The sequence below is a fragment of the Novosphingobium sp. SG720 genome (assembly GCF_012275365.1).
In the GTDB taxonomy this organism is placed as follows: Bacteria; Pseudomonadota; Alphaproteobacteria; order Sphingomonadales; family Sphingomonadaceae; genus Novosphingobium; species Novosphingobium rhizosphaerae.
Window position 1 is genome coordinate 704,786 of the sequence record NZ_JAAZQN010000001.1, and the last position, 13,537, is coordinate 718,322.

A 13,537-nucleotide genomic window follows, 5' to 3' on the forward strand; every position below is an offset into this window, starting at 1 on the left:
AGCCCGCGCCCATCATAACGCAGGCTAAGGAACTCGCTCTCGACAAATTCGTTTCGGGGCTGGGACATTTGCTGCCGGTTCGCCGGTCTTTCAGGCGACATCCGTGATGCACCCCGTTTCGATTCTCTCGCTTTGCACCCAAACCCCCGCCAATATCCTGCCCCAGGCCGAAGCGATCGCCACCGCGCGAGACCTGATCGGCGGGCACTTTGCCGATTTCGAGCGATTGGCCGCGGTTTATACCAACGCCGGCGTCCACACCCGCCAACTGGCCATGCCGGTGCAATGGTATCGCAGCGAGCGCAGCTTTGCCGAGCGGAGCGAAGTCTATCTCGAAGTTGCGCTCGATCTGTGGGTGGCGGCGGCCGAGCAGGCGCTGGCGCAAGCCGATCTGCGCGCCGAGCAGGTGGATACGATCGTCACCGTGTCTTCCACCGGCATTGCCACGCCCAGCCTGGAAGCGCGGGCCATGGCGCGGCTGCCGTTCCGCAACGACGTGGCGCGGGTGCCGGTGTTCGGCCTGGGCTGCGCCGGTGGCACCACCGGCCTTGGCCTGGCAAGCAAGCTGGCACGGGCCACGCCGGGTTCGCATGTGCTGTTCGTTACCGTCGAGCTGTGCAGCCTGGCCTTGCGCACCAACCGCGCCGACAAGGCCGACATCGTCTCCACCGCGCTATTTGGCGATGGCGCAGCGGCCTGCGTGCTGCGCAGCGGCGAGGGCGGTTTCGTGCAGATCACGGCAAGCGCGGAAAAGACCTGGCGCGACACGCTCGACATCATGGGCTGGCAGGCCGAGCCGACCGGGCTTGGCGTCGTGCTCAACCGGGCCATTCCTGCCTTCGCCCGGCAGGAAATGCGCCAGGCGATGCAGGAAATGCTGGCGCCGCAAGGGCTGAAGATCGAAGACGTGGATCGGTTCATCTGCCATCCTGGTGGGGCCAAGGTGGTCGATGCGCTGGAACAGGCCCTGGCGCTCAACCAGGGGGCGCTGGTCAAGGAGCGAGAGGTCTTGCGTGATCATGGCAATATGTCTGCGCCCACGGTGCTGTTCGTGCTGGACCGCTATCGCCGGGAAGGGCTGCCACCGCTCAGCGTGATGAACGCGCTGGGGCCGGGCTTTACCGCGTCTTCGCTCACGCTGCGGTGCGCGGCATGAACGCGGCCTATGCCATCATGGCCTTCGTCACGCTGCAGCGATTGAGCGAACTGGTGATCGCCCGGCGCAACACCGCCCGGCTGCTGGCCGCCGGCGCGCGCGAAGTGGGCGCGTCGCACTATCCGGTGATGGTGGCGATGCACAGCGCCTGGCTGGCCGTGCTGTGGTTCACCGTGGGCGATCGGCCGATTTCGTTGCCCCTGCTGGCGGTGTTCGCCGTGCTGCAATTGCTGCGGGTGTGGGTGCTCGCCACGCTGGGGCCGCGCTGGACCACGCGGATCATCGTCACGCCGGAAGCGCCGCTGGTGAAGCGGGGGCCATTCCGCTTTGTGCGCCATCCCAACTATATGGTGGTGACCGCCGAAATCGCGGTGCTGCCGCTCACGTTCGGGCTGGTCTGGGTGGCGCTGCTGTTCACCGTTCTGAACGCGGCGATGCTGACGGTGCGGATCGGGGCAGAAAACCGCGCGCTTTACGGCAATGCCAAAGTCAGCGCTTAGCCGCCGCCTCGCGCTCGGCCTTGATGCGCAGCATGGCGGCGTGGCACACCGGTGACGTCTGCTCGATCTTGGTGATCATGCAGGCTTCCACCTTCTTGCGGCTCAACGATTTCATCTCTGCTGGGCACAGCCGCCGCGCTTCCTGAACGCAGGCCTTCTTGCCCGGATCGGCCTGCGGTGCCGCTGCGGCCTCGCCCATGCCCAGTACGATTGCACCCAGGGACAGAACAACGCGAGCAGCACGAGACATCATCAAAGCATTCCTTGCGACAGGGGCAGGCTTTGCCCTGATGCGGCCGATTGGACCCATTCTTGTGATGCTTGTCAACGGGTTGCCGTGTCGGCTTGCCGCACTTGGGGCGCGGCAGATCAGCGCAGCTTGGCGATGCTCAGTCCGTCTGCCTTGGCGCGATCCTTGACCGATTCCTCGGTGCGGGTGAGGGCCTTGGCGATGGATTTGAGGCCCATGCCTTTCTTGGCGAGGGTGTGAAGCTTCTGGAGTTCCGCAGGAGTCCAGGGCTGGCGATGACGTTCGAACTTTTCGGCCATGGCGCGGGCGGTAGTCCACGGCGGGCGGGCTGTCCAAGGAAACGAGACCCGGTGCGCGGTGTGGGCGCGCGGTTCGGCGCGCCCGGTCATCGCTTTACTGGTGCAGGTAGATCGCGCGTTCGTGGCTGAAGCACTTGAAGCCGAAGTAGCCGTGATAGCTGCCCATGCCGCTGGTGTTCACGCCGCCGAACGGCAGGTTGTTTTCCAGGTAGTGCGAGAACACGCCATTGACCGTGACCCCGCCCGAAGAGGTGCGGGCCAGCACTTTCTCGACCGTCGCGTCGTCCTTGCTGAACACATAGAGCGCCAGCGGCTTGTCGCGCGCCTCGATATAGCCGATCGCCTGGTCGAGCGTGTCATAGGTCATCACCGGGATGACCGGGGCAAAGATCTCGTCCTGCAGGATCGCCATCTGCGGCGTCACGTCGGTGAGCATGGTGGGGTGGATCGTCAGGTCATCGGCGTCGAACTGCCCACCCACGGCCACCGTGGCGCCCTTGGCCACGGCATCGTCGAACATCGCCTTGACCCGGTCGAAATTCGCTTTGTTGACGATCTGGGCAATGCCGTCCTTCTTCAACTGGCCGGCTTCGTCATAGAGGTTGGCCTGCACGCGCGCGCGGAACCCGTCGACCAGCGCGGCCTTGGCGTCTTCGGGCACGAACACATAGTCCGGGCTGATGCAGGCCTGGCCGCCGTTGAACTGCTTGGCTGCGGCCAGGGCAGCGGCGATCGGCGCGATGTCCGCGCCGGCATCGATGATCACCGGAGACTTGCCACCCAGTTCCAGCGTCACGCTGGTGAGGTGGCGGGCGGCGGCGGCCATCACGATCTTGCCCACGCGCGGGCTGCCGGTGAAGAAGATGTGGTTGAACGGCAGGTCGAGCAGCGCGGTTGCCACCGAAACGTCGCCTTCGAACAGGGCCACGTCCTTTTCATCGAAGGCTTCGCGGATGATCTTGGCGGCAACGCGCGCCGTGGCCGGGCAAAGGTCGGTCAGCTTGACGATGCAGGTGTTGCCGGCGGCAATCGCGGCGGCCACCGGGCCCAGCGCCAGGCCCAGCGGGAAATTCCACGGCCCCAGCACCAGGCACACGCCGCGCGCTTCATAGCGGATCTGCGCGCGATCCGCCGGGTTGAGCGAGGTGGCGACTTCCGTCGGCTGCATCCAGGTTTCGAGATTGTCGATGTTGCGCTGGATGTTGCCGGTAACGTTGAGCACTTCGGTCACGCGGATTTCGCCCACCGGCTTGCGCGTGTCTTCCTGCACGGCGGCCAAGATGGCATCGGCATGGGCTTCGACCGCGGCTTTCATGCGGGCCAGCTTCTCCTTGCGCTCCGCCGCGCTGGAGGCCTTCGCCTCCCACTGGTGGGCCTGCTGCAAGGCAAAGACGCGCGCGATATCGCCCGAAAGGTCGGCGGCGGTGGGAACGGCAATGGTCATGGTCCGTGGCATCCTGCTGGCTTTTTATTCGTTAGTTAAACTAACGATAATTCTGCAGGAAGCAAATGCCATGTTGCCAGCGTGGCCCTGCACGAAGGGGCAGGGCCACGGCGCAGGCACAGTCTGCCCCAGACGCCGCGCATAAAACGAGGGCCGGCATTGCTGCCGGCCCTCACGAACGCCTGTGACCGGCCAAGCCGGTCTTGGGGAAGCGGGCGCTGACCAACGGTTGCGGGCGAGGGCCGTTCAGGACATCAAAGCCCCTGGGCCGTTGGCGGCGCCCGGCTGGTCAGGCGGCGTCAAAGCTCTCGTGCGCAGTCCGCATTCGCTCGCCCGGGGAAGGGCGAGGCCAGAACCCTTTTCCGCAACACCGCACGGTGCGCAGCATCACGGGCGTGGCCTTTACACCGAAGCACCGCTCCCACGCGCGCCGATCATGAACGCACGGGACGGACCCCACCGGGGCAAAGGCACCGGCAAATGGCGCCGTGGGCACAATTTCTGGCCGCGTGTTTCGACACGGGCATGTGCGAAATTGCTGCGCACAAAAACCATTGCCGCAAGCCCCCTCGCGGGCGCCACATATCCCCCTCACCATGCCGTGAAGGCACGAGCGGAATGCATGGTGTTCCGTTTGGCAAAAGGCTTGCTCTTCAGGTAAAGAGCTTTGCAAATCAGGGGCTTGCGCCTGTTGATTGGCGGCACTTCATCCTGTCGATTTCCGGATGCTGCGCCTGTCTTTCGAGTCGCGCAAGAGGGAATTTTGCGGATGGTTTGACGGGCGGGACGAGGCGAGTTTGCGGTGTTGTGCAAGGCTTCGCACCACCCCCCGACCCCCTCCTCTGAAGAGGAGGGGGAGTATTGCGCAGACACAAAAAAGCCCCCTCCTCTTCAGAGGAGGGGGTTGGGGGTGGTGGAGGCCATAAGCAGCCTCGAAGGGAGATCAGCGCCCCTGCTGGGCCAGCAGGCGCAGACGCAGGGCGTTGAGCTTGATGAAGCCTGCCGCGTCCTTCTGGTCATAGGCGCCGGCATCGTCTTCGAACGTCACGTGGCGTTCGGAATAGAGGCTGTCGGGCGACTGGCGGCCGACCACCGAGGCGAGGCCCTTGTAGAGCTTCAACCGCACGGTGCCGTTGACCTTGGCCTGGCTGTGGTCGATCGCGGCCTGGAGCATTTCGCGCTCGGGCGAGAACCAGAAGCCGTTGTAGATCAACTCGGCATACTTGGGCATCAGCTCGTCCTTGAGGTGTGCCGCGCCGCGATCGAGCGTGATCGATTCGATGCCGCGATGCGCCACCGCATAGATCGTGCCGCCCGGGGTTTCATACATGCCGCGGCTCTTCATGCCGACGAAGCGGTTTTCCACCAGATCGAGGCGGCCGATGCCATGCTTGCGGCCCAGCTCGTTGAGCGCGGTCAGCAGACTGGCCGGGCTCATCGCCTCGCCATTGAGCGCCACGCCATCGCCCTTGGCGAAATCGATGGTGATATATTCGGGCACATCCGGCGCGTCTTCCGGGTTGACCGTGCGCGAGAAGACATAGTCGGGCACTTCCTGCCACGGGTCTTCCAGCACTTTGCCTTCGGACGAGGTGTGCAGCAGGTTGGCGTCGGTCGAGAACGGGCTTTCGCCGCGCTTGTCCTTGGGCACCGGGATCTGGTGCGCTTCGGCCCAGGCGATCAGCGCGGTGCGGCTCGTCAGGTCCCATTCGCGCCAGGGGGCGATGACCTTGATGCCCGGCTCCAGCGCATAGGCTGAAAGCTCGAACCGCACCTGGTCGTTGCCCTTGCCGGTGGCGCCATGGGCCACGGCGTCGGCGCCGGTTTCGCGGGCGATCTCGATCAGGCGCTTGGAAATCAGCGGCCGCGCGATCGAGGTGCCGAGCAGGTAATCGCCTTCATAGCGGGCATTGGCGCGCATCATGGGGAAGACGAAATCGCGCACGAATTCCTCGCGCAGGTCGTCGATATAGATGTGCTCGGGCTTCACGCCCATCAGTTCGGCCTTGGCGCGGGCCGGTTCCAGTTCCTCGCCCTGGCCCAGGTCGGCGGTGAAGGTCACGACTTCGCAGCCGTATTCCACCTGCAGCCACTTGAGGATGACGGAGGTATCGAGCCCGCCCGAATAGGCCAGGACGACACGCTTGATCTCGGACATGGGCGGGCACTCCTCAACTGAAAGACGCGACAATGCCCGGACAGGGCAAGGACGGGGCGCGCCTAACAGGCAGGGGGCCATATCGCAAGGCGCGCGGGGGATTTTCGCCCCCCGCGCCCGCGCTCAGTTCATGAACCAGCCGTGGCTGGCCACCAGCGACTGGCCGGTGAGGGCATTCGTCGGGAAGGCGGCAAAGAACAGCGCCACTTCGGCAATATCGTCGACCGTGGTGAATTCGCCGTCCACGGTCTGGCCGAGCATGACCTTCTTGATCACCTCGTCCTCGCTGATCCCCAGTTCCTTGGCCTGTTCGGGAATCTGCTTGTCCACCAGGGGGGTGCGGACAAAACCGGGGCAAATCAGGTTGGTGCGCACGCCCTTCTTGCCGCCTTCCTTGGCGATCGTGCGGGCCAGGCCCTCAAGCCCGTGCTTGGCCGTGACATAGGCGCTCTTGAGCGGGGAGGCTTCCTTGGAATGGACCGAACCCATGAACAGGATCGCGCCGCTGCCCTTGGCATACATGTGCGGCAGCACGGCCTTGCTGGTGAGGAAGGCGCCATCGAGATGGATCGCCAGCATCTTTTTCCAGTCAGCAAAGGCGAAATTTTCCACCGGGTTGACGATCTGGATGCCCGCGTTTGACACCAGGATGTCCACCCCGCCCCAGGCGTCCACCACTTTGGCAACGCCGGCGTTGACCTGGTCCTCGCTGGTCACGTCCATTTCCACTGCCATCGCCGCGCCGGGATGATCGGCGTTGATGCCATCGGCAGCGGCCTGCGCCGCGTCCAGCTTGAGATCGGCAATCGCCACGCGCCCGCCGGCCTGGGCATAGCGCTTGGCAATGGCCAGGCCGATGCCGCTGGCCGCCCCGGTGACGATGGCGATCTTGTTGTCGAGGTTCATCTTTTCAAACTCCAGGTCTGGTCGGTCCCCAGAAGGTGTGCCGGCCCTGCCGTCAGGCAAGGTCGAGCGTGACGATGCCGCGCTGCGGGCGCTGGCGATGTTTCCAGCGCGGGCTGGCAAACGAGCGTTCCACATCGCGGCGGCCATTTTCCCAATGGCCGTTCACCGTCATGCGCGAAAACTCGTAATCCTTGCTTTGGGTTTCATAATCCTCGCCGCGATTGATCAGGTGCAGGATCGTCACCGGCCCATCCTGGGCGTGGGCGGTCAGCGTGGCGAGGTCTTCGTCCTTGGCAAATTCGGGTGGCAGGCGCTCGGCCAGCCGTGCCGCGGCGGCTTCGAGCGCCTCGATCCGCTTTTGCATGTCGGTGTTGAGCCGGGTGCGGCTGGAAAAGCGGATGTCCTTTTCGCGCTGCGCGCTTTCGGCCAGGCTGCGCGGCATCATCCCTCGTGCGGAGAAGAGATCCACCTGGAACACCAGCACCGGATCGCGCGCGGCCTGCGCACGGACGCTGTCGTGCCGGTCTGCCTCGCGCGCGCGCTCGTCCAGCACGAATTGCAGCGGCGTGTTGGAAACGATGCCGCCGTCCCAATAGGGTTCGCCATCCACCATGACCGGCGGGAAGCCCGGCGGCAGGGCGCCGCTGGCCATCACGTGTTCGGGTTCGATCAGGCGGTCGCGGTTGTCGAAATAGGCGAAATTGCCGTTGAGCACGTTGACCGCGCCAACGCTGAACCGCACTTTGCCGCTGTTGATCAGGTCGAAATCCACCAGTTCGAGCAGCGTCTGGCGCAACGGGCTGGTGTCGTAGAGGCTGATCGAATCGGGCGAGCCGGGCAGGGCCAGCCACGGCGGCGTGGTGCGCGGCGTAAAGAAACCGGGAATGCCGGTAAGCGCAACCGAGGCGGCGGCCCACTCGTTGAACAGGCGGCGGCCCCAGCCATCGGCGAACGGTGAAGGGTAAGGAATGCGCGACGATGCCTGTTCCCAGAACGCGCGCAAGTTGCGCACGCGCCGCTCTGGCGGGTTGCCCGCTATAAGCGCGGCGTTGATCGCGCCGATGGAAATGCCCGCCACCCAATCGGGGCTATAGCCTTCGCCAGCCAGTGCCTCGAACACTCCCGCCTGATAGGCGCCCAGCGCGCCGCCGCCCTGGAGCACCAGAACACATCGTTCGCGCGTTGCATCGGCCATCGTGGTCTTTTTCCGCCTTGTCATGCGCCGCCTGCGTGCAGTGCAGCGCGGTGCAGTGTGGGAGGGCAACGTGAAACTGGCAAGACGGGTTCCGCCACCCCGGTTCCGATTGTTGGGGCGCCACTTGCAGATTTCGCATGTGCTGGGCGGGGGCGTGGCGGAGAAACTTGCGCGGCTTTGGAATTCGCCTGCTTTCCATGCGGGCAATCCCACCCTACATGGGCTGCATCATGGCAAGACCAACTCCCCAGGCCTTCGACAAGAAGAAGATCGTCGCCGAAAACCGGCGCGCGCGGTTCGAGTATTTCATCGAAGACGTGTACGAGGCCGGCATCGCCCTGACCGGCACCGAAGTGAAATCGCTCCGCTTTGGCGAAGGTTCGATTGCCGAATCCTATGCCGAGGTGAAGAACGGCGAGGTTTGGCTGGTCAATTCCAACGTGCCCGAATTCAGCCACGGCAACCGTTACAACCACGAGCCCAAGCGCCCGCGCAAGTTGCTGTTGAAAGAGCGGGAAATCGCCAAGTTCCATGGCGCGGTAGAGCGCAAGGGCATGACGCTGGTGCCGCTGTCGGTCTATTTCAACGGCCGGGGCCGGGCCAAGGTGGAACTGGCCCTGGCCAAGGGCAAGAACGCGGCAGACAAGCGCGCCACGATCAAGGATCGCGATTGGCAGCGCGACAAGGCGCGGATCATGCGCGAACATAACTGAACGCGATTCTTGGCCCGCGGCTTCATCGCTTGGCAAGCTGGGCGGGTGCAGGATCGCGGCGAACGCCTTGGCCGCCACCATTGCTGCCACAACCACCAGGAACTGCCGTTTCGATGCATCAGAAGATAGCCACGATGGTCCGCTCCTCGATGCCCACGCGCGAGCAGATGGAGCGCAACCGCTTTACCGGGCCGCTTGCGGCGCGGGCGGAACTGTGGCGCTTCACCCGCCGCTCGGTGCCGCGCGGCGTCGCGATCGGCCTGTTGGTGGGCATCTTCGCGATGATCCCGGGGGTGCAGATTGCGGGTGCTGCGGCCATGTGCCTGCCGTTTCGCGGCAATATCCCGATTGCCGCGGGGATGACGTTCCTCTCCAATCCGGCGACAACGCCGCTGTTCATTGCCGCCTCGCTCGCGCTAGGCAACTGGTTTGGCTTCCACGCCGATGTCGCCACGTTCATGGGGCTGTTCGAACGCGGCGCCAGCCTTTCGGAATGGACGGGCTGGCTGCTGTCCGATGCGGCCCCCGCGCTGGTGTTTGGCCTGTTCGTGATCTCGGTGGTGGCTGCCGCGCTGGGCTATGTCATCGCGGCGTTTGCCTGGCGCTGGTGGACGGTGCACAAGCGGCGCACGCGCCTGGCCATGCGCGCCGGGCATTGATGAAGTGGGCGGGCTTTGCCGCCTGCAGGGGTGAAGGGAGCGAGCGTGCCGGCCGCAGCGGGCGACATCGAGGGGGAGAGCGACCGCTCGGCCACGCAGGCGGGTGGAGGCCCGGCCTGGCGACGCGATGCCATTGCGGTGGCCGCGGCAGCGGCGCTCGGCGCTCTGGTGCTGTGGCTGGTCGCGGGCGATGCGGTTCTCGCGCTGGCCTATCTCGTCGGCCTTGGTGCGCTGGTTCTGGCGGCGCGGCTGGTCGTGCGGTTCGTGCCCCAACGGGCCGATGCCGCCTTGGCGGCGCCCGATTGGTCGGTCACTTTCACGGCGATCGAACGGCCTGACGAAGCGCTGGCGATCATCGACCGGGCCGGGCGCCTGGCTTGCGCCAACAGCCGCTTTGCCCAATGGTTTGGCCATGCCGCGCCCCCGCGCGTGCCGCTCGATGGGCAAGACGCCGATGCGCTCGATGGCGCGGTGCGGGCCGCATGGCGCGATGGCCGGGCGCATCTGGACCAGGTTGCCTCGCCCAAGGGGCGCTGGCGGGTAGACCTGCTGCGCGCCGGGCGCGGGCAGGATCACCTCGTCTGCCGTTTCGTGCCGCTGGCGCAGGCCGATCTGGTGGCCGACATGGCCGGCCATGTCGCGGGCAAGCTCGGCCGCGCACTGGCGCGCGAGGGTATCCAGGCCGCCGTGGTCATGCCCGATGGGCGGGTGCGGGCGGCCAACACCGCCTTTGCCGCCCGCGCCAATGGCGAGGGCAGCGCTGTTGTCGGCAGCGATTTCGTTTCCTGGTTCCGCGCTGATGATAGCGAGCGCATCTTCTATGCCCGCGAAGGCGCGCGGGGCATGCCAGTGCGCTTTGTCCATGTGCCGGTTGTCGATCCCGATGGCGTGGCAGGCACCGGGGCCATTTCCGATCCGGCACGGGTGCCCTCGCTGTTCCTGATCATCGACAACGATGGCGCGCTCGGTGATGCGCGCGCGGGGCTTCCGCAGATCGAGGCGCTGCTTTCGCGCCTGCCGCTCGGCCTGGCGATGACCGACCGCGATGGCCGTTTTCTCTTTGCCAACCGTGCTTTCCTGCGCGCCGCGGGCCACGACGATACCGTCCCGCCGCCCTATCCGTCCGACCTGGTGATCCGCGAGGACAAGGGCGCCCTGGCCGATGCCGTGCGCCGCTATACCCAGGGCGCGCCCACGGCCGGAGACGTGGCGGTGCGGCTGCGCGCTTCGCCCGAAGAGCCGGTCTCGCTCAGCCTGGCTGGTGTGCGCGGCATCGGTGAGGGGGCGGTGCTGCTGTCCCTCAAGGATTCGACCGAGGAAGCCCGCCTCAAGCGCGAGATCGCGCAGGCCACCAAGATGCAGGCCGTGGGCCAGCTCGCCGGCGGGGTGGCGCACGATTTCAACAACGTGCTCACCGCGATCATCGGCTATTGCGACTTGATCCTGATGCGCCACACGCCCGGTGACAGCGATTACGACGATATCCAGCAGATCAAGGCCAATTCCAACCGTGCCGCCTCGCTCACCCGGCAATTGCTGGCGTTCTCGCGCCAGCAGACGCTGCGCCCCGAAGTGCTGCAACTGCCCGATGTGGTGGCCGAGGTTTCCACGCTGTTGAAGCGCCTGCTGGGCGAGAAGATCCAGCTCGACGTGACGCATGACCGCGATCTGGGCCTGGTGCGCGCCGATCCGGTGCAACTGGAGCAGGTGCTGCTCAACCTGGCGGTGAACGCGCGCGACGCGATGACCGCCAATGGCACCGATACCAAGGCCGGCGGCACGCTGCGCATCGCCACGCGCCGCGTCACCGCGAATGACGTGCGCGCAATGAAAAGCGAAATCCTGCCGATCGCGGATTACACCGCGCTGGTCGTGGAAGACACCGGGCACGGCATCAAGCCTTCGCAGATTGGCAAGATTTTCGAACCGTTCTTCACCACCAAGGAAAAGGGCAAGGGCACCGGCCTTGGCCTGTCCACCGTCTATGGCATCGTCAAGCAATCGGGCGGGTTTATCTTTGCCGATAGCGAGGTGGGCAAGGGCACGCGCTTTACCATCTATCTGCCTGTCCACGTGCCCGATCCAGCCGAGGCGGCCGAAGCCGCGCGGCCCAAGGCCGAAACGCGCCGCACGGAGTGGACTGGCGGCGGGCGCGTGCTGCTGGTGGAAGATGAAGACACCGTGCGCGCCGTGGCCGAACGGGCCTTGGTGCGCCAGGGCTATGAAGTGACCACGGCCGCCGATGGCGAAGACGGGCTGGAAGCACTCGCCCGCATCATGGCTGCGGGCAACGACATCGACCTCGTGGTGTCCGACGTCGTCATGCCTTCGATGGACGGGCCCGCCATGGCGCGCGAGATTCGCCGGGTGAAACCCGATCTGCCCGTGCTGTTCATGTCCGGCTATGCCGAGGAACAGCTCCGCCGCGAGATCGACATTCCCAACATGCATTTCCTGGCTAAGCCGTTTTCCGTGGCGCAGATCGTGGCGGCGGTGGAACAGGTGCTGCGCGGCGGCTGATTGCCCGTCCACCACCCGCTGCGCGGGCGGTCCTCTCCCCATCGCTGCGCGACAGGGAGGATCAAGCAGGTCCTCCCCCTGCAGGGGGAGCGTGGCAAGCCGCAGGCCTGACGAAGGGGGCAAGGAACAAAGCCACCCTGAGTCGCCAATGCTGCCACGATGGAAGCAATTCCCGATATTCGCAAAAGACCATGATTTCGCGTCTGTTGCGGCCCGCTTCAGCTTGCAAACAGGCCCGGAAATCCCCATGATTCCAAGCGACGGCAGGAATTGTCGCCAGTCTGGAGTGAAATTTATGTTCCCCTCTTGTTCCTATGGAACAGAGTGAGTACATTGTTCTGCGTGTTGACGGTTCGTGTCAGCCATCTCTAGGCAAGGGGAAGCAGCCATGGCGGCGCAGCTCAAGCTCATTCAGGAAGGCAAAGAAAAGGACATGGATCGTCAGAAGGCGCTAGACGCCGCGCTGGCCCAGATCGACCGCGCATTCGGCAAGGGCTCGGTGATGAAGCTGGGCTCGAAAGAGACGATGCAGGTGGAGGCTGTTTCCACCGGCTCGCTCGGGCTTGATATTGCGCTGGGCATCGGCGGCCTGCCGCGCGGCCGCATCATCGAAATCTATGGTCCGGAAAGCTCGGGCAAGACCACGCTGGCGCTGCACGCCATTGCCGAGGCGCAGAAGACCGGTGGCACCGCTGCCTTCGTCGATGCCGAACACGCGCTTGATCCGGTCTATGCCAAGAAGCTGGGCGTCAACATCGACGAACTGATCGTCTCGCAGCCCGACACAGGTGAGCAGGCGCTGGAAATCGTCGACACGCTGGTCCGCTCCAACGCGATCGACATCCTGGTGGTGGACTCGGTGGCCGCGCTGGTCCCCCGCGCCGAAATCGAAGGCGAAATGGGCGATAGCCACGTCGGCCTTCAGGCCCGATTGATGAGCCAGGCGCTGCGCAAGCTGACCGGCTCGATCAGCCGTTCGCGCTGCATGGTGATCTTCATCAACCAGGTGCGCATGAAGATCGGGGTGATGTACGGCAACCCGGAAACCACCACCGGTGGTAACGCGCTCAAGTTCTATGCTTCGGTCCGTCTCGATATCCGCCGCACCGGCCAGATCAAGGATCGTGACGAAATCACCGGCAACACCACCCGCGTGAAGGTGGTCAAGAACAAGGTCGCCCCGCCGTTCAAGCAGGTGGAGTTCGACATCATGTATGGCGAAGGCATTTCCAAGATCGGGGAAATCCTCGATCTGGGGGTCAAGGCCGGCCTGGTGGAAAAGTCGGGCGCATGGTTCAGCTATGATTCCGTGCGCATTGGCCAGGGCCGTGAAAACGCCAAGAACTTCCTGCGCGAAAACGGCGAGCTGCGCGATCGGCTGGAAGCCGCGATCCGCGCCCGCACCGAGCAGGTGGCCGAAGGCCTGATGGCCGGCCCTGACGCCGACGACGACAACTGATCGGCGCGGCAGGCGCCCGGCGCGCCTGCTGGCCTTTCACCCGATATCCTGATCGGCGCGCCACCCATTGCGGGCGGCGCGCCGATTACGTTTTGTTTCCCGGTGTTTGCGCTGCCCGCCTGGCGCGTTTAAAGCGCGATGAGGCACAGCGGGAACCAGCTCCGTCGAAAAATCGCACGGCAGCAAAGCCTTGGTTCGCTTCACCACCATGGAGGCACGGCATTTCGATCCATACAGACACGACACCACAGCCCGTCCTGAACGCAGGGGGTTGGCGC

Annotated in this window: 12 protein-coding genes; 6 read left to right on the forward strand and 6 right to left on the reverse strand. The window is 65.1% G+C overall.

The window, feature by feature from the left end:
* Positions 1-106 precede the first annotated feature (106 nt).
* Positions 107-1,156, forward strand: coding sequence for a 3-oxoacyl-[acyl-carrier-protein] synthase III C-terminal domain-containing protein (locus FHW94_RS03270; RefSeq protein ID WP_168555434.1), 1,050 nt, complete (start codon positions 107-109; stop codon positions 1,154-1,156).
* Positions 1,153-1,656 (forward strand): isoprenylcysteine carboxylmethyltransferase family protein, encoded by a 504-nt coding sequence (locus FHW94_RS03275; RefSeq protein ID WP_168554328.1) that lies wholly within the window; start codon positions 1,153-1,155, stop codon positions 1,654-1,656. Before FHW94_RS03270 ends, FHW94_RS03275 begins: the two co-directional genes overlap by 4 nt.
* Here FHW94_RS03275 and FHW94_RS03280 read toward each other — a convergent pair.
* From FHW94_RS03280 to FHW94_RS03305, 6 genes are all read right to left on the reverse strand, one after another.
* Positions 1,646-1,906: a hypothetical protein gene (locus tag FHW94_RS03280; protein ID WP_246865861.1), complete on the reverse strand. Its 261-nt coding sequence runs from the start codon at positions 1,904-1,906 to the stop codon at positions 1,646-1,648. The two genes, FHW94_RS03275 and FHW94_RS03280, sit on opposite strands and share 11 nt — an antisense overlap.
* 119 nt (positions 1,907-2,025) lie before the next feature.
* A complete protein-coding gene (locus FHW94_RS03285) occupies positions 2,026-2,205 on the reverse strand; it encodes an SANT/Myb-like DNA-binding domain-containing protein (RefSeq protein ID WP_054130888.1) in 180 nt (59 codons plus the stop codon).
* Positions 2,206-2,299: 94 nt separating this feature from the next.
* On the reverse strand, positions 2,300-3,649 hold the full coding sequence (locus FHW94_RS03290; protein WP_168554330.1) for an aldehyde dehydrogenase family protein: 1,350 nt from the start codon (positions 3,647-3,649) through the stop codon (positions 2,300-2,302).
* Positions 3,650-4,592: 943 nt separating this feature from the next.
* On the reverse strand, positions 4,593-5,807 hold the full coding sequence (locus FHW94_RS03295; protein WP_168554331.1) for an argininosuccinate synthase: 1,215 nt from the start codon (positions 5,805-5,807) through the stop codon (positions 4,593-4,595).
* A 123-nt stretch (positions 5,808-5,930) separates the two neighbouring features.
* Entirely contained in the window at positions 5,931-6,713 is a 783-nt protein-coding gene (locus FHW94_RS03300) for a 3-hydroxybutyrate dehydrogenase (RefSeq protein WP_168554332.1), read from the reverse strand.
* A 52-nt stretch (positions 6,714-6,765) separates the two neighbouring features.
* Positions 6,766-7,932 (reverse strand): patatin-like phospholipase family protein, encoded by a 1,167-nt coding sequence (locus FHW94_RS03305; RefSeq protein WP_246865862.1) that lies wholly within the window; start codon positions 7,930-7,932, stop codon positions 6,766-6,768.
* A 206-nt stretch (positions 7,933-8,138) separates the two neighbouring features.
* Between FHW94_RS03305 and smpB the strand changes: the two genes are divergently transcribed.
* The 4 genes from smpB to recA all read left to right on the forward strand — a co-directional run bounded on the left by smpB (position 8,139) and on the right by recA (position 13,259).
* A complete protein-coding gene (smpB, locus tag FHW94_RS03310) occupies positions 8,139-8,621 on the forward strand; it encodes an SsrA-binding protein SmpB (RefSeq protein WP_168554333.1) in 483 nt (160 codons plus the stop codon).
* A 113-nt stretch (positions 8,622-8,734) separates the two neighbouring features.
* Positions 8,735-9,280, forward strand: a complete 546-nt coding sequence (locus tag FHW94_RS03315) for a DUF2062 domain-containing protein (RefSeq protein WP_168554334.1) — start codon at positions 8,735-8,737, stop codon at positions 9,278-9,280.
* A 138-nt stretch (positions 9,281-9,418) separates the two neighbouring features.
* On the forward strand, positions 9,419-11,800 hold the full coding sequence (locus tag FHW94_RS03320) for an ATP-binding protein (protein WP_349237479.1): 2,382 nt from the start codon (positions 9,419-9,421) through the stop codon (positions 11,798-11,800).
* Between the two features lie 388 nt (positions 11,801-12,188).
* A complete protein-coding gene (recA, locus tag FHW94_RS03325) occupies positions 12,189-13,259 on the forward strand; it encodes a recombinase RecA (protein ID WP_168554335.1) in 1,071 nt (356 codons plus the stop codon).
* The last annotated feature ends 278 nt before the right edge of the window (positions 13,260-13,537 follow it).

What these genes read in the sequence shown, in the direction of transcription:
- FHW94_RS03270 (WP_168555434.1), top strand. Translation starts at nt 107, where the DNA reads ATGCACCCCGTTTCGATTCTCTCGCTTTGCACCCAAACCCCCGCCAAT.
- FHW94_RS03275 (WP_168554328.1), top strand. Translation starts at nt 1,153, where the DNA reads ATGAACGCGGCCTATGCCATCATGGCCTTCGTCACGCTGCAGCGATTG.
- FHW94_RS03280 (WP_246865861.1), bottom strand. Translation starts at nt 1,906, where the DNA reads ATGTCTCGTGCTGCTCGCGTTGTTCTGTCCCTGGGTGCAATCGTACTG.
- FHW94_RS03285 (WP_054130888.1), bottom strand. Translation starts at nt 2,205, where the DNA reads ATGGCCGAAAAGTTCGAACGTCATCGCCAGCCCTGGACTCCTGCGGAA.
- FHW94_RS03290 (WP_168554330.1), bottom strand. Translation starts at nt 3,649, where the DNA reads ATGACCATTGCCGTTCCCACCGCCGCCGACCTTTCGGGCGATATCGCG.
- FHW94_RS03295 (WP_168554331.1), bottom strand. Translation starts at nt 5,807, where the DNA reads ATGTCCGAGATCAAGCGTGTCGTCCTGGCCTATTCGGGCGGGCTCGAT.
- FHW94_RS03300 (WP_168554332.1), bottom strand. Translation starts at nt 6,713, where the DNA reads ATGAACCTCGACAACAAGATCGCCATCGTCACCGGGGCGGCCAGCGGC.
- FHW94_RS03305 (WP_246865862.1), bottom strand. Translation starts at nt 7,932, where the DNA reads ATGACAAGGCGGAAAAAGACCACGATGGCCGATGCAACGCGCGAACGA.
- smpB (WP_168554333.1), top strand. Translation starts at nt 8,139, where the DNA reads ATGGCAAGACCAACTCCCCAGGCCTTCGACAAGAAGAAGATCGTCGCC.
- FHW94_RS03315 (WP_168554334.1), top strand. Translation starts at nt 8,735, where the DNA reads ATGCATCAGAAGATAGCCACGATGGTCCGCTCCTCGATGCCCACGCGC.
- recA (WP_168554335.1), top strand. Translation starts at nt 12,189, where the DNA reads ATGGCGGCGCAGCTCAAGCTCATTCAGGAAGGCAAAGAAAAGGACATG.